This is a genomic window from Candidatus Xiphinematobacter sp. Idaho Grape (assembly GCF_001318295.1).
Lineage (GTDB): Bacteria > Verrucomicrobiota > Verrucomicrobiia > Chthoniobacterales > Xiphinematobacteraceae > Xiphinematobacter.
Window position 1 is genome coordinate 418244 of the sequence record NZ_CP012665.1, and the last position, 16576, is coordinate 434819.

Below are 16576 nucleotides of genomic sequence, written 5' to 3' on the forward strand. Positions count from 1 at the left end.
TAATCGAAAAGCCGTCTAATCTTCCATATCCAGCTCTATTGCCTTCCGTCTTGGATGCTCTATATCCCTCTCATAATTTTTAGGAGCCCTTTTTTGTTGTAGCCCCCAGCCTATGCTAGAACTGCGCTCCTGTGTGAGCTGGAGAACCGAGAATGCTGGAAAAAACTCTTTGTGAGCTTTTTAGCACGGTACGAGCCTAAAACGTAGGTAAGGTTTCCCTCGTTGCAAGTTTGGGAGCCCGTTGTCTGTCACACACTCTTTCACGCTGCTTTCGAAAAGCGCTTTGCTGACAAAGTGTCTAGAGCAAGTTATACGCTACGCCGGTGGACTCTCTTCTCATTTCTAGAAAATGGAATGCACGCCCACGCTTCATGCCTCGTCTTACGACTGTGTGTTCTGCCTGTTGCGCGAAGCGCTCTTCCGTGTGCACCCTATAGTGGTCCAAATGCTTTAGACGGCGTAGTTTTTTGTAGCATCCAGAATTTTTGGAATGCGTCCAGTTGCATTTCGGTTGGAATTGGCGCGCAAAATTCCATAGAAACCCTTTTAGTAGGGTGGAAAAAGCTGAGTTTCCAGGCATGTAAAAGGTGGTGCGGAAAACTTCTGCGCTCCCCGTAGATTGCGTCTCCTAACACGGGGTGCCCTAAGTACTTTAAATGGACTCGGATTTGGTGGGTGCGTCCAGTTTGTGGGAAACAAACCACTAGACTGGTTCCACGGGCACTGGAAAGGACCTGATAGTGGGTTACTGCGTCACGCCCCTTAAGAAGGGGAGCGACGGACATTCTTTGGCGATGGATAGGGTGTCTGCAAATGGGGGCGCATATCGTTCCGTCTGTTCTTGTACAAACACCCTGAACAATAGCTAGATAGGTTTTCTTTACCTTGCGTAGGGCGAACTCTCGTGAGAGGCTACAGTGAGTGGCGTCGTTCTTTGCAACTACCAAGCATCCACTGGTTCCCTTGTCCAGCCGATGGACAATTCCTGGGCGCTCTGCTCCACTAACCTTAGAAAGGTTGCGACAACGAGCTAAAATGGCTCCAGCAAGAGTCCCCTTCCAATTTCCAGATCCCGGATGAACTACTACCCCAGCTTCTTTGTTAACTACGAGTAGATCTGTATCCTCGTACAAAACATGCAGTGGCATCGTAGGTTCTGGAACTAAACTCGTAGAAGCAACTGCTACTGGCCTACAAACGAATAAGATATCTCCAGTTCGGACCTTTTCGGAAGGCCTTGCTGTTCTCCCTCGAAGACGAACACAGCCGGAGTGAATTAAAGACTGCACACAGGTACGGGAAAGGGAGGGAAGGATCGCTACTGCAAAACGGTCCAGCCGCCACCCAGCGTAGGGTGAACCTACAACGGTTGAAGTAGGAGGTATATTCATCTCTTACTTATACATAAAAATGCTTTAAATGAACTGCATATGGAGCGAGAATGCCGCTGTTTGGCATGAATGAACCCAAATTACCTTCTCCAGAAGAGATTCAGAAGAGATTGTCTGAGGTGTTGCAGGCTACCTTTGGAGGGAAGCAGTCGGTCGTATCTCAACCTTCCGGACAGAGTAAGTCCTCTTCTGGTGGCGGCAACAGGGGGCTACATCCTCTTCTTTCCAAGTTCCGTCATACGCCACGTGACATAAAGGAGTATCTGGACCGCTTTGTTATCCGGCAAGAGGAGGCAAAGAGAGTACTGAGTGTTGCTGTCTGTGACCATTATCATCATGCTAGAGAAGCCTTAAATGGTGAGAGTTTTCTGGAATACGCTAAACAAAATATCCTCTTGATTGGTCCGACAGGCGTGGGAAAAACTCATTTAATTAGGCACGTTGCCGACTTAGTCGGTGTGCCGTTTGTTAAAGCAGACGCTACCAAGTTCAGTGAAACAGGTTATGTGGGTGGGGATGTAGATGACCTTGTCCGCGAACTGGTAGAGCGCGCGAAGGGAGATATCTCACTAGCCGAAATTGGCATCGTTTTTCTCGACGAAATTGATAAAATTGCCACCTCTTCGAAGAATCCAGGCCGTGACGTAAGTGGGCGTGGTGTCCAAACCGGGTTGCTTAAACTAATGGAGGAAACCGAAGTTTCCCTAAAAAATCCCTCAGACATCCAGTCACAGATTCAGTCTGTCATAGAGATGCAAACACAACGTGGCCGTGGCTCTATGCACAGAGAGACCATCAATACCAGACATATCCTCTTTATTGCGAGCGGTGCCTTTGAGGGATTGGACCGCATCATCCATCACAGAAGGAAACAGTTACGGGTTGGTTTTTGCACCAACACAACCGCCTGTGCTTTAGAAAGCAATGTTTTACAAACTGCTAATACTCAGGATTTCATAGAATATGGATTTGAATCTGAATTCATCGGCCGACTTCCAGTTCGCTCTGTCTGTCATCTTCTAGAGGTTGAAGATCTTTTTCGGATTATGAGGTATTCAGAGGATAGCATTATTCGTCAGTACGAACGCGCTTTCCGCCCTTATGGCATTAAGATACATTTCGAGGAGGAGGCTCTGAGAAAAATTGCCGCTTCGGCCTTCCAGGAAGGAACCGGAGCACGAGGCCTGCTTACCGTTTTGGAGAGACTCTTGCGGGACTTCAAGTATGAACTTCCGGACTCGGGTGTCACGTCGTTTACCGTGAACCCTGCCCTGGTAAAAGAACCCCGTACTTGTCTTACCTGTCTACTTAGGCATGGTTCTGCCGAAAAAGAACGTGCATTGATCATCGCAGCTAGGCAGTTTATGCAGCAGTTTAGCGAACAACACAAGGTTCAAGTGGAGGCCTCTGAGGCTGCGCTTATACGACTTGCACAACAAGCGATTAGAGAAAGAATCACGATGCGTGAGCTTTGCGGGAAATTATTTAAGGACTACCAATTTGGCCTGCATCTTATCCAGGAGGGCAAATTAGAAACCACTAAGCTGGTACTTCCAGAGGAAGCCATCGATAATCCAGAAGAATACTTGAGTAAGTTAGTAGCCCAGTCTTACCATGACGGGGAGGGTCTGCAGAAAGGTTGATGGCCCTGTTCGTTAAAGTGGATGCCTTATAAGCTCCCTTAAACCTGATTGTCTTTAGTGGCTTTACCTGCCTTCCTCCCACTTACCCTTTGTCGTGAGTAAAGTTTATTACCCTGCACCGTATTTGCTTCTTACAGACGAGTTACAGCGTTTACCTGGGATTGGTCCTCGTAGTGCGGAGCGTATTGCCCTCTGGCTGCTCCAATCTCGTGGTGCCAACCCTACTCGACTTGCCAATGCTATCCAAGAGGCCTCGCAATGTCTAAGGACTTGCAAGCTGTGCGGTTTCTTCACGACGGAAGATCTCTGCCGAATCTGTAGTGCTCCGGAGCGCCGTGTTCATCCTATTTGCGTAGTGGAAACTGCCATCGATATCATCGCCATTGAACGCGCCAGTGTTTTTTTAGGTCGTTACCATGCTTTGGGGGGGAAATTTTCTCCGCTGAATGGCATTGGTCCTGAACAACTGCGAGTCACATCCCTTTTGGCGAGGGTGAAGTCCGAGCGTCCGCAAGAGATTATTTTTGCACTAAGTGCTGATGTGGAAGGAGAAGCAACTACGCACTATCTGGCTCGTCTCTTTTCTGAACAAGGAGTCCTAGTGAGTCGCATTGCCCATGGACTTCCAGTTGGGGGAGGGTTAGAATATGCCGACGCAGGTACACTCTCTTGTGCCATTTCTGGTCGAAGCAGAATCTCACTAGAGTAAGTTGGTTTGCGGTGGGCTAAGCCGCAGGGCATAAGTCCCGAGGGCTCTGAAAAAAAACCCTTGCCTTGAATTGAACTCTACATTCTCCAAAATAATGCCTCCAAGGATTAGTAACTCTACATTGCACCAAACTCGGAAGCCAACCTGGATCAAAGTTCGCCTTCCTTCTAACCCCGTGTTCTTCTCCACTAAGGGGCTAATTGCTGATCTGAAACTTCATACAGTCTGTGAGAGTGCCCAGTGCCCGAATCGCTGGGAATGCTGGAGTCGAGGAACTGCTACCTTTATGATTGCCGGGGATCGTTGTACCCGAGCTTGCCGATTCTGCGCTGTGTCTACCGCTAAACCCCTGCCTTTAGAAGAGGATGAGCCAAGGCGCATCGCTGAGGCCGTTCGGCGTATGAATCTCAAACATGTTGTCATTACAGCTGTTGCTCGCGACGACTTAAAAGATGGCGGTGCCAGCCATTTTGCTCACGTCATTCGGGCGGTCCGTGCAATCGATCCTTCTCTTGTTGTTGAGGTTCTCACGCCCGACTTCAATGGAAAGGAGTGGGCCCTACAAATCGTACTAGATGCCAAGCCTCACGTCTTTAACCATAACTTGGAAACTGTAGAGCGACTAACTCCACTTGTGAGGTCTCGAGCCAAATATCGCCTCTCTCTGGAAGTGCTTGCCATGGCTAAACGTCTTCGGGCTAACCTTGTTGCTAAAAGCGGTTTAATGCTGGGGCTAGGAGAAACTGAATCTGAGCTCCTCCAGGCCATGGATGACTTACGTGAGACAGGCGTCCAAGTACTCACTTTAGGCCAGTATCTTCGTCCAAGCCCTCAACATTTTCCGGTAGTGGAATACATCCTTCCGGCCATCTTTGATTACTATAAGGACGTCGCCCTTTCCAAGGGTTTTGAGTTTGTGGCTAGTGGGCCATTGGTACGCAGCTCTTACCACGCTGCTGACTTCAGCCCTTTAACTTTCCCCAACTTTTCAAAAAACACTAACCCAGGCTGAGTTATTCGTTCCTAACAAAGCCCGCTTCCACTTTCTTACTCTCTCCAGTTCGAAAGATACAGGAAAAGCCGATCTAGCAAGCCTCGTATATTCCTGGGTGGCTGGCGTACACCGATGCGTGGCAAAGTGAATGGATCCATGATATTGGTGCAGATGCCGGGGTTAGTTGTTACGCCGGTTTTATATCCAGCCTCTTCCACTAAATCTCGCACCCACACCTTCCAACTGCCATAAGGATAGCAGAAATGTTGAACAGCTATCCCAAACATATCCTCCAGCTTTTTCTTACTAGAGGTAATTTCTTCTCTGGCTCGCCGTCGACCTAAATGCGTTAGATGCGGGTGCGTTAAAGTATGGGCGCCGATCTCATGGCCAGCAGATAGCCAAGTGCGTACTTGGCTCTCGTCCATGAGGGGATCCTCCGCTTCGCCAAGTAAAGTGTCCCACTCATTTCTTCCGCCGATATGCCCTGCAACTAGATACTGGATTGCAGTAAAGCCTAACTTTTGGAGTGGGACCATGGCATGTTGAAAAACGGTCCTGCTTCCATCATCAAAAGCGATTACCAAACGTCTGTTATTTGGCTGAGTAAAATCTTTATGCCCTTGCAACTGGGTGGTATGGAACCCCTCCTTCCAGAGTTCTTCTACTTGCCTTCTAAACAGATTTAGTTGGACATAGAGGTCTTTCTTACGTACCCCTTGGGGGGGTGTTCCTAGCTTGTGGTAGGTTAGGATGGGTACTCCTTCCTGAAAAATGCGGTTGTATGTGGCGAGCCTTGAATAGTACACTAGCCTACCCTGGAAGATATGGTGCATAAAGGCTTCTGGATCAAGAGGGATGAAAGGCGCCTTAGCGACAGGGCACTTTGCCAAAGGCAAAAGTTTGGTTGGGACAGTGTTTCACCAGCTAAGAAAGTAAGAACAACGGTCTCCCCCTAAACATGGTTAGGGGGTTGTGGCGACCTACCATTGTAAAATGTTTTGCTTCTCCTATGAGACAGGGAGATGGGATGCATTTCTCTTTGCACGGCGGAAGGTTTCCGGATCGCTCGAGAGGTTGCCGGAATTTTTTAGATCTAGGAAATGACATAGAGGTGTCCAAGCATCTCATGATAGAAAGTGCGCTGGGAGATCCCTGGCAGTTCAATAAGGCAAAACGGCGTATTTTTGTAGCTCCCGTAGTTCAACGGATAGAACGGAGGTTTCCTAAACCTTAAATCTGGGTTCGACTCCCAGCGAGAGCAGTTTTTCTAAAAAATCTCAATACCACGACAGCACCGGAGACTACGAGCTAGGTGGTTTGCCCTATCAAATTGACGAGAGAATGCTTCAGCATTGCTCCTTTGCTTGCAGCCCTACCTTTCAAGGGTCGTCTCTGTTCAATGGAAAGGGTGAAGATTTCACTTATAAATTCAATTCTGTGCCATAAATGACAATGACATAGAGATTCAAGACTTTGCATGGAACCAGCAGGACATAATCATAATTACAACTACAATCGGATCTAACAGAAGACATGGCGCGGAAGGGTTGGGAATACTTGTTTGAATTTGTTCCTCCCTAACTACATAGGCCTAGAAACCCTCAGGGGGCTCGAAGCTTCTCCCTGGAAAGAGGAAAAGGGTGCGTTTCTTCCGAGTGGTTCCGTCTGTGTACCCTCATAAGTTATCATGATGCCCGAGAAACTTGGATCTTGATTATTCTCCAAACCCACGCGAGCTCCTGTGCAAGGTGAACATGAAACGTGTCTCCCCTAGCCTACTTGCAGGAGGTAACTCCAGACAAGGTTTTCAATTATGAAAAGCTCCCATCTTACATGGAAGACTATTGCTGTATTCTGTAGCTACCTGTTACTCACATTCCAGGGTACAGAAGTAGCATTAGCATCCCTCCAGAGCCGAGATCCTAAACGAGTTGTACAAGCTCTTTTGGTTGCAAATTCTTCAACTGTAGTCCCCGGGAAAACCTTGCAGGTCGGACTACTTCTCCGAATACTGCCAGGATGGCATACCTTCTGGAAAAATCCAGGTAACATAGGTATTCCCATAGCCATTGACTGGAAGCTACCTGATGGATTTAAAGCTTCGGCTCTTCGATGGCCCATTCCAGAACACATTATCTTAGAAGATGGCGTCGTGGACTATGGATACAGAGGAGAAATTCTTCTCATTGCCACGATCCAACCGCCAGACCAACTAGATGCGAAAGAGGTCACCATAAATGGGCACGTCACTTGGCTGGCATGCGCTGATAGCAGCTGCGCCCCAGGTGGGGCAGATCTGTCCCTTACTTTTCCGGTATCCACTCACGTGGCGTCAAAAAATGACCCACTTTTCAAGCAATTCGAGCAACTTTTACCCTTCCCTGGTAATCCTCCATTCCCTATAGTCCTCTCCGGATATGCCAGCGGGATAGAAATCCGTGCCCAACCCGGTGATAATGTCAAGAGACTCTTATTTTTCCCTCTTCCAGCCCCTCATCAGTTAATTGGCAAAATCAAGACCTACCACCCCTCCCCAGATAAAAAGGAGTGGGTTATTCGCGTTCCAGTTAATGGACATCTGAGCGGAATCCTAGTCACAGAGGATGTGAACAGCATCCGCAGAGGATACGAGTTCGACAACATTTCCCCAGGTTCCACCCTTTTCCAAGCCATTCCGGTCGGGCGTGCTCAGGCTTCATCTATCCTACTTCAAGCAATTTTTTACGGATTCCTAGGCGGACTCGTCTTAAATCTAATGCCCTGTATCCTCCCAGTCATTTCGCTGAAAATCTTCAGCTTCATCCAACAAGCAGGAGAAAACCGTAGAAGAATTGCCTACCACGGGCTGGCTTTCACGGCCGGAATCTTTTTCTGGTTTTCCTTATTAGCAAGTCTTGTCTTAGCTTTGAAGTACAGTGGAGATATTTCCAATTGGACAGCATTCCAATTTCAAAGTCCTGTTTTTAATTTGGTTGTCATTGTAGTGACGTTTATCCTTGCCCTGAATATGTTTGGAGTCTTTGAAATCTCTATCCCTAGTACAGCAGCAACCGGGCTCGCCCATCTTGCAGAGAGGAAGGGCGGGCTATGGGGAGCTTTTTTCCAAGGAGCCTTCACCACACTATTGGCAACACCATGTACCTCTCCATTTTTGGGTACAGCCTTTAGTCTTTCCTTAGGTCAAAGTAACGTGACAGCATTTGCAGTATTTATGGCTGCAGCATCAGGACTGGCCTTCCCATATTTAATTCTTTCTATCCAAACAAGCTGGATCCGGTTTATTCCTAAACCCGGATTATGGACGGAGTTGATAAAGCAGCTGATGGGTTTTCCTCTGCTTGCTACGACGATCTGGCTTCTAGCTGTGCTAGGCAACCAGCTAGGAGTATCAGCGATAGTTGCCACACTCGCATTTCTCTTATGTCTAGCTATCTGTTGCTGGTCATTAGGAATCTTTAAAAACGATGGAAGAAACTTCCGACAGCACAGTTCATCGCCACCCTGGTGGCTACTTTTAGCCTGCCTAGCTATAGCAGTTTCCGCCACTTATTACTTGGCATGGCCATACGTTGTGAAACCCTACGCTACTAGAGCGCAAGCCAGCAAATATTCAAAAATTCCCTGGATCCCCTACTCTGAGTCCGTCCTACATAGAGCGCATACTGTTGGCTATCACGTTTTTGTAAACTTTACTGCAGACTGGTGCCTTTCCTGCAAATTTAATGAAAAAACCGTTTTGGATCGCCCAGCTATCGTCGCCGCATTTCAATCCAAGGGGATTGTGCCACTTAAGGCAGATTGGACCAACTGGGACCCCATAATTTGTGCTGCTCTACACTCCTTTGGTCGTGTTAGCGTTCCTCTATATGTCCTCTATTTAGCTAAGAAATCTGAGGCTCCTATTATCTTGCCGGAGTTTCTTACAGAAGCTGAGGTTCTTGACGCTTTGGAGGGGATACAAACGGTAGAAAAAGCTCTACCGTTTTGAATCTCACTTTGGAGAAAGTAACTCAAAACCTTCTCTATCTATCACACATCTTAAGGAGGAGCGGTCCTGACGTAAGAGAGGTAGCAATACCGTATTTGGGGGGATTACGAACACCATCAAGAGATCGGGGGATATTCCATCTAGATGGGTGGGATTGCTGTGACCTTCTGCATCCACCGGAGTATGTAAAAACATGGAGACGGGGGGAAGGCCGCACATTTCAAAACCGTCATGAAATAGCTTGACTCCTGACTTAGTGCTGGGCAGTGCAAGTCGACTCATTACAGTATTTTTTTGCTCCGACTTTAGCTAGAAAGTGGGATAAATCTTCCTATAACACCACTTGCTGCTTACCAACATGTCTTCGTTTTGCTAGGCACTGGGATTTGTTTGAGCATCCAGTAAGGACGGCTATTTTCCTAGCGCCGGTCCGGAATGACCCATACAGTCGCTGCACATTACGTAACCCCCCCTAGTCACAGAAACCTCCTTTCTGCCTTTTCAGCCTGAATCTATCCTAGTATAGAGTCTACCAGTAAGGATGTTGGATTATGAAGTTGCTCCTTTCTCATATTAGTAGAGCGGCATCGGAGGGTTATCTTCTAGCCTCTACGGTAGAAAATATCCGCCTCTTGCTAGAGGAAGATAGTACTTCCCTTACCAGTGAATCTGTCGCGGAACTTGTAAAAAGGCACCAATGGAAAGAATTAAACGACAGATTCTTTTGCATGCTTCATTTTGGCACCGGTGGATTGCGCGGAAACACAATTCGCTCCATTATCACTCACAGTGAGCAAGGCGCCTCTTTGAGAGGGGAATGTCCCCAGTTCCCCAGTGTAGGGACCAATATGATGAACGATTTTAATATTACGAAAGCTGCAAAAGGACTCGCTGACTATGTGAAGGAAGTTTTTGGTAAGGAAAGACAGGAGGAACGCCCTAAGATTTGTATCGCATACGACACGAGATATTTCTCACGCCGATTTGCAGAGCTTTGCGCGCGCACCTGTGCGGAAAAAGGCTGTGATGCTTTAGTGTTTTCTTCTCCTAGATCTTCCCCGGAGCTTTCCTTTGCTGTACGTTATTTGCATGCGGCAGCTGGGGTAAGTATCACTGCCAGTCACAATCCCCCAGAGTATAATGGACTCAAGGTTTACTGGACAGATGGAGGTCAGGTCATGGAGCCTCATGCTAGCCGAATTATTCAAAAAGTTCGTCAGGTGCTGCCATGGGACACTCCTTCCCTCTATGATGAGGGAGAAGTAATTACGTTGGGTGCGGAAATTGATTTGGCTTACCTTGAGCGCCTTCAGACATTGATCTTGGATCAAGAACTAGTAGCTCGTCAGGCGGCTGCAACGAAGATTGTGTATACTCCCCTCTATGGAACAGGAATCGCAATCATCCCCCATTTACTACGTAAGTTCGGTTTTTCCGTTGCGATTGTGGAGGCTCAAAAAAGTTCAGATGGACAATTTCCAACTGTGACGTCACCCAATCCAGAGGAACCAGCAGCTCTCAACTTAGCAATAGAAGATGCAAACCGGTTGGGTGCCGAGGTGGCAATTGGCACTGATCCAGATGGGGATCGAATGGGAGTGGCAGCTAGGGATGAGGCTGGAAAAATGCGCTTACTGACGGGCAACCAGATTGGAGCCCTTCTGCTTTGGTATCGAATTACCAAGCTTTTTGAGCTGGGAGTATTAAATGCCAACAATCTTACACGCACTGTATGTCTTAAGAGCTTTGTTACCAGTGACTTACAGAAATCCATCTGTAAGCGTTTTGGGATCCGGTGTGTTGAGACCCTGACTGGATTTAAATACATTGGGGCGAAACTGCACAAGTATGAGGAACAGATTCCTGCAGACAAGCGGATAGGCTATACGGAGCTTAGCGAGCAGGAAACACGTGTGCTGCGGTTATCTGAGTCTACTTACTACATTTTTGGTGGGGAAGAAAGTTACGGCTACAGCGCATCCGACTTTGTACGCGATAAGGATGCCAACGGTTCTGCTCTCCTTTTTGCAGAGCTAGCATCGTATGCCAGAGAAAGATCTATCACTGTGCACGAGATATTAGATGAGATTTTTAGAACCTACGGGCTTTACCTAGAACAAACCGTGTCGATGCTATTTGAAGGTGCAGAGGGTGCTTCTAAAATCCAAAGCTTGGTTTCCTCTTATGCATCTTCTCCACCCACGGCCATTGCTGGATCCTTGGTAACCCATGTTTGCGATTTTTCTAAAGAGACAATTACTGATGTCGAGGGGGATGTAATACCGAAGACGGCGATGATGGCGTTTGAGACAGCAAACCATTCCAGGGTCATAGTGCGCCCTTCTGGGACAGAACCAAAAATTAAGTTTTATCTATCCGTAGCGTGTCCTTCCAGTTTGCCTGCTTCCACAGAGACTAGTGAGCTCTCCACTAAAAAGGCGGAGTTAAAGGCACACCTAGACGCCATCTGGAAATTCCTTAACATCGATGCCAAGAGGCGTTTACTCTAAGCAACAGCAGTAATGAGCAAGCAATTCCAGGCACCACTCCCCCCAACAAAATCCCACCATTCCCCCTTCCAATAGAGCGAGGAACGTGCACAAATCCCCCTTTCCATCAAAAAACCCCCTCCGCGTTATTGGTTACTCTGAATTCACCCTTTTGCAGGCCTTCACTGCAATCAAGTACAGAGCCACTCATATGTAAAGGAAGCACTTTTTGAATCGACCGCCACTCGGATCCCGTGAGAATCCACAAGAATATCTCCTTCCACTGGACCATCTGCTTTTTCTATTTTTTCTTTATGAGACTTGTCGTTGCAGCAACAGCTACCAGTGGAGCCATTTATCTCCAGCGGTTACTCGATTACCTGGATACGCTCCCAAGCGATATACCTCACGAAATTCACCTCATCTTTAGTTCTTTTGCTCATCAGGTCATTCATGAAGAAATCAATGAACTACAACTCCCAAAGAGTACAATAATTCGACACTCTAATAGGAATATGAATGCACCGTTTGCTAGTGGTTCCACACGATTTGATGCAATGATCATTATACCGTGCTCCATGGGAACTCTTGGGCGCATTGTAGCAGGCACAAGTGAATCCCTCATTTTGCGCTCTGCAGATGTCTTTCTTAAAGAAAGACGCAAGTTAATTCTCGTAGTAAGGGAAACTCCCTGGAATCTAATCCATGCAAAAAACGTAACAGCAGCGATAGAAGCCGGTGCCATATTTTTGCCAGCGATGCCTTCCTTCTACAGCAAACCGAACACTATTAGGGAAGTAGCAGATACGGTAGTATGGCGCGTTTTGGACCAACTAGGGTTACCTGCCTTAGATGCCTACCGATGGAAAGAAACGCCTCATGCCCTTCCATCCAGATGACTGCCTTCCTCCAAGAGACGGCTTTGTGTAAGGAAGAAAGGAAAGAAGGGATTCCGGAGGGGAAGCCACAAGTGAGGCCCTAAGGCATTGCAGACAGCGTATACTCAAAAATCTCTTCCTTCCGGAAGAAGTGTTTGAGTTCACTTTCAGCCTGTTCTGATGAGTCTGATGTGTGAATGACATTGATCATAACATTTTTTCCGAAGTCCCCGCGAATAGTTCCTTTCATTGCTTTTAGCGAGTCGGTGGGACCAGCTAACTCCCGTACGCAGGCAACCACGCTCTCGCCTGCTAAGGCTAAAGCAATAACAGGTGTGGATTCCATAAAGGCCTGTACCTCTCGGAAAAACGGTTTATCGGCAATATGCGCGTAGTGTTTGTAAAGAATCCCAGCGTTGAGCTGCAGCATTTTGATCCCACAGATGCGAAAGCCACTCTCCTCAAAACGAGAAAGGACGGCTCCAACATGTCGATTTAAAAGACAATCCGGCTTGAGCAAAACTAGCGTCATCTCCATGTCTACTTATAGCTACTTACAGCAGAGGATCTTCACCCTTCCAGCAAGCCGGCACACCATCCCAAGTCTAGACGACAACACCAACACCCGGCGAGACCTTAGAAATCTGACAAGGGAGAAGGCCGCGTCGGCATATCGACAAGAAGACAGCTATGCGACAGAAGAAACCTGATCCTGCTGCCTTCCTCGCGCTTTCTTAATCAAGTCACGCACCGTTTGAGAAGGCTGAGCGCCCACCCCCAGCCAGTACTCCACCCTGCTAAGCTCAACGGAGAAATCACTTTCTCGACTCCTGGGGTTGTATCTGCCGACAATCTCGATAAACCTGCCATCTCTCGGATGACGCCGGTCAGTCACCACGACCCTGTAGAAGGGGCAGTTGCGGGTCCCTTCGCGTTTCAATCGAATTCTTACTGCCATAGCATCTGTTCTCTCTTCTTCCGCACCTCAGCCAACACATTTTGTGATAAGGCCTAATGCTCTGCTCCTACGAAACACCACATGTGCCCAACTGTCTGCCTTTTAGACTAAACCCTGTTAGCCTCCGCCCCCACACACTCTTCCTCCCACCGCTCCAGCTTGCCAAGCGACCCCGTTGTGAGGGTAGGTCATTTCTGGGTAGAATCCAAGAAGATTTTTTAAAGAGCCACTGGATCCTTATATGAAAAGCCGTAGTGACGGACTGAGAACTTACAGTAGAAATATATCTCCCCCAACATAGCAAGTCCTGGGGCTGTAATTCATCTTGAAAATCCTGAGCCGCTGACTGAGACAGGTTCGTTCTCACCAAGTATTTCCTCTTTTGCAGAAACTTCGGCCAGTGGACGCATCCGAGGAGACAGATGCGTGGATGGAAAAACACGCTTGACCGTAAAGTCTCCCTACCTAGGATGAAGCTTAATCCACGCCAGGATAGCTCAGCGGTAGAGCAGGGGACTCATAAGCCCTTGGCCGGGAGTTCGATTCTCCCTCCTGGCAAAAAGGTACATATCTAGATCCAATTTTCATGGCTAATACTAAATCTGCTGCTAAGCGAGCGCGCCAGAGCGTTCGTAACGCCTCCCGCAATGCAAGCGTCCTGAGCACTCTTAGGACTCAACAAAAGAAGCTTCTCTTGGTTGCTACGGAGGGAAATAAAGCAACCATCCATAAGGCCTCTATGGCCTTATCTTCCTTGCTTGATAAGGCTGTCAAGCAAGGCGTTATCCATAGGAACCTGGCTAACCGCAGGAAGTCGCTCGCCTCTAGTAAGAACTCCTAACTGAGGAGACTGCCCGTCAGTGACGTTGGCATATTATTTATACTGCATGTAGCATGAGCTCATCCTTCTTGTGATAGGTGGATACCATTGATAGCGTCCATCACTCGCTGACCAATCCGCTTATAAGTCTCTCTATTAGCGGGCTGTACATCTCCAGGTAAGAAGTGAATTGCTTCTCCAACTACAGTGGTAATTTTCGTAGGGTACAGTACTTTCCCTCCTAATGGGAATGCCCTGTTAGCACCAAAAATCCGCAATGGAAGGACGGGACAAAGCGTCTTTGCAACGATAAGGCCTATGCCAGGTCGTGCCAGCTGCAGGGTGCCGTCTCTAGAGCGCGTGCCCTCGGGAAAAAGTACTACTGCATTTCCTCTGCGGATCTTTTGGATAACAACCCTTAGAGCCATTCCAGCTACCCCATCTCGATCTACTGGGATAGTATTCATACTCGGAAATAAAGGACCTAGAATGGGCCATTCTAAGAGCGTCTTTCGAGCAAGAAAATATACATCTCGGCGTGAGCAGATACCGACAAGAGGAGGGTCAAGATAGCTTGTGTGATTAACTGCCAAAACTACCCCACCTTTCTCAACCATTCGTTCTGGATGCACCACCCGGTAACGAAATAGGATTGCCGCAGTTAACCTACAGAGCCAATAGCCGGCCCTATAAATGAGTGTCATAGCGAGAAATGGAAGCCTTGTATTTTAAGCAACCGCAAAATTTGCTGTACTACCTCTTCTCGTGTTAGGTGAGTAGTGTCAACGAGCCACGCTCCTACTGGGACAATCAGCGGTGCTATTTCTCGAGTGGAATCCAGTTGGTCACGCTCTCTAATCACCTCTATAATCCCTTGCATTTCTCGACGGTGCTGGCGTTCTTTCTCAGAAGCATCCAAGTAGAACTTATAAGGAGTTTCTGGGAAGACAACTGAACCAATATCGCGACCCTCCATTACTAGAGGAAGGCGTCTACCCAAATCCCGAAGCGGCTCAAGCAAGACCCGACGAAATTCAGGAACCCTAGAAAATCGGGAGATGTACTGTCGAACAAGCGTATCACTCAGGTGCACGGCACAGTCTACACCATTAACAAGGAAAATAGCCTTTCCAAAGAGGAATTTACTCGAAATTCGGAGCTGAAAAAGAAACTTGCTAAGCATTTCTTTCGACTCTGCGGATATGCCTGATTCTAATGCCGTCCAAGTGACTGCTCTGTAAAGTTCGCCAGAGCTGACAAACATAAATCCCAGGTGTCGCGCTACTGCTCGCGAAACAGTGCTCTTCCCCACCGCCGCTGGGCCATCAATAGAAACGACTGGGTGATTATCCATACACACAAAACCCATAGCAAGTTTTTACTCCATCAGTCTTAACTTAGGACTAACAGATTACTATGCCTTTTGAAAACCGCTGTAAGGTCTTCTCAAAACCCGGATAGGAAGTTGCAATACAACTTGTGTCTTCAATAACAGTTTCTCCTGTAGCAAATAAGCCAGCTATAGAGAATGCCATTGCAATCCGATGGTCGCCAAAGCTCTTTACATGCGTCCCTATAAGGGAATCTCTGCCTTGAATTTCCATGCCATCCTCATGCTCTATAATCCCCACACCCATAGCTCGTAAATTAGCCGTTAAGGCAGTAATGCGATCAGTTTCTTTTACTCTTAGCTCCTGTGCGTTACGGATAACAGTCTTCCCTTGAGCGAGTGCTCCAGCTACTGCAATAATAGGTATTTCATCAATTGCGTTGGAGATTTCCTCACCCTGGATAGTGGTTGCACGCAGTTGCGTTCCAGTAATTTCAAGAGAACCAGATGGTTCTCCAATCTCTACTTGCCCTATTGACGTTTCCCGAATGCACGCTCCCATTCGGGATAAAATATCCAGGACAGCTCTACGAGATGGATTTAACCCCACATTCTCAATGAGGAGATTCGCTCCAGGTTGAGCTGCTACGGCCACTGTCCAAAACGATGCGCTCGAAATATCCCCAGGGATGCAAAAGTTGCGAGCCTGTGGAACAGACGGCCCTTTTAATGAAATCTCTCTCCCATGTCTTTGGATAGCAACTGCGAAGTCCTGCAACATGCGCTCTGTATGGTCACGGCTTCGTGCGTATTCAATTACAGTGCTTTTTCCTTGGGCAAATAGTCCAGCTAGAAGGATGGCACTCTTAACCTGTGCGCTAGCCACTGGCATTTGGTAAGTGATAGGCTGCAGTGGCTTCCCTTCAACCAAGAGGGGTGGAAAATTGTTCCCTTCTGCTGACAATTTTGCCCCCATAAGCGACAGGGGTTCTATGATACGCTTCATTGGGCGTCTTGAAAGGGAAGGATCCCCAACGAGTCGAGAACAGAATGGTTGAGCGGCCAGGATGCCAGCAAGTAACCGCATAGTGGTGCCAGAGTTGCCACAATGAATATCTCCTTTTGGAGCACGAAGTTTCCCACTACATCCATGGACCACAGCGGAACAGTGCTCAGGGAACAGTTCAATGGAAACCCCTAGCCCGCGTAGAGCCTCCACCGTGTGGAGGCAGTCCTCCCCACAAAGCAGATTCGTAATCTCACAAGCCCCGTCAGAGAGAGCAGTAAGCATTAACACTCGATGAGAGATACTTTTGTCCCCGGGTACCGTGATTGTATTATGGGTGGGCGCACCACGTTTAATTTTCAGCATG

The 16576-nt window shown here is 47.8% G+C and carries 14 protein-coding genes and 2 tRNA genes; 9 read left to right on the top strand and 7 right to left on the bottom strand.

From position 1 onward, the window contains the following. Positions 1–431 precede the first annotated feature (431 nt). Positions 432–1391, bottom strand: a complete 960-nt coding sequence (locus AMD24_RS01920) for an RluA family pseudouridine synthase (RefSeq protein ID WP_082383005.1) — start codon at positions 1389–1391, stop codon at positions 432–434. A gap of 65 nt (positions 1392–1456) precedes the next feature. Here AMD24_RS01920 and AMD24_RS01925 point away from each other — a divergent pair, with 65 nt between their 5' ends. The 3 genes from AMD24_RS01925 (at position 1457) to lipA (ending at position 4755) form a co-directional block, all read left to right on the top strand. Further along, positions 1457–3034 (top strand): AAA family ATPase, encoded by a 1578-nt coding sequence (locus AMD24_RS01925; protein ID WP_062100432.1) that lies wholly within the window; start codon positions 1457–1459, stop codon positions 3032–3034. A gap of 94 nt (positions 3035–3128) precedes the next feature. Further along, positions 3129–3743: a recombination mediator RecR gene (gene recR, locus AMD24_RS01930; protein WP_082383007.1), complete on the top strand. Its 615-nt coding sequence runs from the start codon at positions 3129–3131 to the stop codon at positions 3741–3743. 94 nt (positions 3744–3837) lie between these two features. Continuing rightward, the gene (gene lipA / locus AMD24_RS01935; RefSeq protein ID WP_062100433.1) at positions 3838–4755 is read left to right on the top strand and encodes a lipoyl synthase; all 918 of its coding nucleotides are present in this window, start codon (positions 3838–3840) and stop codon (positions 4753–4755) included. Positions 4756–4790: 35 nt separating this feature from the next. Here the strand turns inward: lipA and AMD24_RS01940 are convergent, their stop codons facing one another. Continuing rightward, entirely contained in the window at positions 4791–5546 is a 756-nt protein-coding gene (locus tag AMD24_RS01940) for a polysaccharide deacetylase family protein (protein WP_158404345.1), read from the bottom strand. Between the two features lie 383 nt (positions 5547–5929). Here AMD24_RS01940 and AMD24_RS01945 point away from each other — a divergent pair. The 4 genes from AMD24_RS01945 (at position 5930) to AMD24_RS01965 (ending at position 12116) form a co-directional block, all read left to right on the top strand. Next, positions 5930–6001: transfer RNA gene (locus AMD24_RS01945), tRNA-Arg, on the top strand. 552 nt (positions 6002–6553) lie between these two features. After that, positions 6554–8728 carry a protein-disulfide reductase DsbD family protein gene (locus AMD24_RS01950; protein ID WP_062100435.1) on the top strand — a complete coding sequence of 725 codons (2175 nt, stop codon included), beginning with the start codon at positions 6554–6556 and terminating at the stop codon, positions 8726–8728. A gap of 551 nt (positions 8729–9279) precedes the next feature. Further along, the gene (locus tag AMD24_RS01960; RefSeq protein ID WP_062100437.1) at positions 9280–11238 is read left to right on the top strand and encodes a phospho-sugar mutase; all 1959 of its coding nucleotides are present in this window, start codon (positions 9280–9282) and stop codon (positions 11236–11238) included. A 293-nt stretch (positions 11239–11531) separates the two neighbouring features. Further along, positions 11532–12116: a UbiX family flavin prenyltransferase gene (locus tag AMD24_RS01965; RefSeq protein WP_062100438.1), complete on the top strand. Its 585-nt coding sequence runs from the start codon at positions 11532–11534 to the stop codon at positions 12114–12116. Between the two features lie 79 nt (positions 12117–12195). Here AMD24_RS01965 and AMD24_RS01970 read toward each other — a convergent pair whose 3' ends face one another. Together AMD24_RS01970 and rpsP are read right to left on the bottom strand one after the other, a co-directional pair. Then, positions 12196–12627 carry a nucleoside-diphosphate kinase gene (locus AMD24_RS01970; protein ID WP_320408899.1) on the bottom strand — a complete coding sequence of 144 codons (432 nt, stop codon included), beginning with the start codon at positions 12625–12627 and terminating at the stop codon, positions 12196–12198. A 156-nt stretch (positions 12628–12783) separates the two neighbouring features. Further along, positions 12784–13053 (bottom strand): 30S ribosomal protein S16, encoded by a 270-nt coding sequence (gene rpsP, locus AMD24_RS01975; protein WP_062100440.1) that lies wholly within the window; start codon positions 13051–13053, stop codon positions 12784–12786. 486 nt (positions 13054–13539) lie between these two features. On the opposite strand from rpsP, the gene AMD24_RS01980 reads away from it, so the two are divergent. Both AMD24_RS01980 and rpsT read left to right on the top strand, forming a co-directional pair. Beyond that, a tRNA-Met gene (locus tag AMD24_RS01980) sits at positions 13540–13611 on the top strand. A gap of 28 nt (positions 13612–13639) precedes the next feature. Continuing rightward, positions 13640–13894: a 30S ribosomal protein S20 gene (gene rpsT / locus AMD24_RS01985; protein WP_062100441.1), complete on the top strand. Its 255-nt coding sequence runs from the start codon at positions 13640–13642 to the stop codon at positions 13892–13894. A gap of 59 nt (positions 13895–13953) precedes the next feature. Here rpsT and AMD24_RS01990 read toward each other — a convergent pair whose 3' ends face one another. Genes AMD24_RS01990 through aroA form a run of 3 tightly spaced genes read right to left on the bottom strand, consistent with a single transcriptional unit; the run spans position 13954 to position 16575 of the window. Further along, positions 13954–14577, bottom strand: a complete 624-nt coding sequence (locus tag AMD24_RS01990; RefSeq protein WP_062100442.1) for a lysophospholipid acyltransferase family protein — start codon at positions 14575–14577, stop codon at positions 13954–13956. After that, the gene (gene cmk, locus AMD24_RS01995; protein ID WP_158404347.1) at positions 14574–15227 is read right to left on the bottom strand and encodes a (d)CMP kinase; all 654 of its coding nucleotides are present in this window, start codon (positions 15225–15227) and stop codon (positions 14574–14576) included. The genes AMD24_RS01990 and cmk overlap by 4 nt, the downstream gene beginning before the upstream one ends. Before the next feature lie 49 nt (positions 15228–15276). Then, the gene (gene aroA / locus AMD24_RS02000; RefSeq protein ID WP_062100444.1) at positions 15277–16575 is read right to left on the bottom strand and encodes a 3-phosphoshikimate 1-carboxyvinyltransferase; all 1299 of its coding nucleotides are present in this window, start codon (positions 16573–16575) and stop codon (positions 15277–15279) included. Between the last annotated feature and the right edge of the window lies 1 nt (position 16576).

What these genes read in the sequence shown, in the direction of transcription:
- AMD24_RS01920 (WP_082383005.1), bottom strand. Translation starts at nt 1,391, where the DNA reads ATGAATATACCTCCTACTTCAACCGTTGTAGGTTCACCCTACGCTGGG.
- AMD24_RS01925 (WP_062100432.1), top strand. Translation starts at nt 1,457, where the DNA reads ATGAATGAACCCAAATTACCTTCTCCAGAAGAGATTCAGAAGAGATTG.
- lipA (WP_062100433.1), top strand. Translation starts at nt 3,838, where the DNA reads ATGCCTCCAAGGATTAGTAACTCTACATTGCACCAAACTCGGAAGCCA.
- AMD24_RS01950 (WP_062100435.1), top strand. Translation starts at nt 6,554, where the DNA reads ATGAAAAGCTCCCATCTTACATGGAAGACTATTGCTGTATTCTGTAGC.
- AMD24_RS01960 (WP_062100437.1), top strand. Translation starts at nt 9,280, where the DNA reads ATGAAGTTGCTCCTTTCTCATATTAGTAGAGCGGCATCGGAGGGTTAT.
- AMD24_RS01965 (WP_062100438.1), top strand. Translation starts at nt 11,532, where the DNA reads ATGAGACTTGTCGTTGCAGCAACAGCTACCAGTGGAGCCATTTATCTC.
- AMD24_RS01970 (WP_320408899.1), bottom strand. Translation starts at nt 12,627, where the DNA reads ATGACGCTAGTTTTGCTCAAGCCGGATTGTCTTTTAAATCGACATGTT.
- rpsP (WP_062100440.1), bottom strand. Translation starts at nt 13,053, where the DNA reads ATGGCAGTAAGAATTCGATTGAAACGCGAAGGGACCCGCAACTGCCCC.
- rpsT (WP_062100441.1), top strand. Translation starts at nt 13,640, where the DNA reads ATGGCTAATACTAAATCTGCTGCTAAGCGAGCGCGCCAGAGCGTTCGT.
- AMD24_RS01990 (WP_062100442.1), bottom strand. Translation starts at nt 14,577, where the DNA reads ATGACACTCATTTATAGGGCCGGCTATTGGCTCTGTAGGTTAACTGCG.
- cmk (WP_158404347.1), bottom strand. Translation starts at nt 15,227, where the DNA reads ATGGATAATCACCCAGTCGTTTCTATTGATGGCCCAGCGGCGGTGGGG.
- aroA (WP_062100444.1), bottom strand. Translation starts at nt 16,575, where the DNA reads ATGCTGAAAATTAAACGTGGTGCGCCCACCCATAATACAATCACGGTA.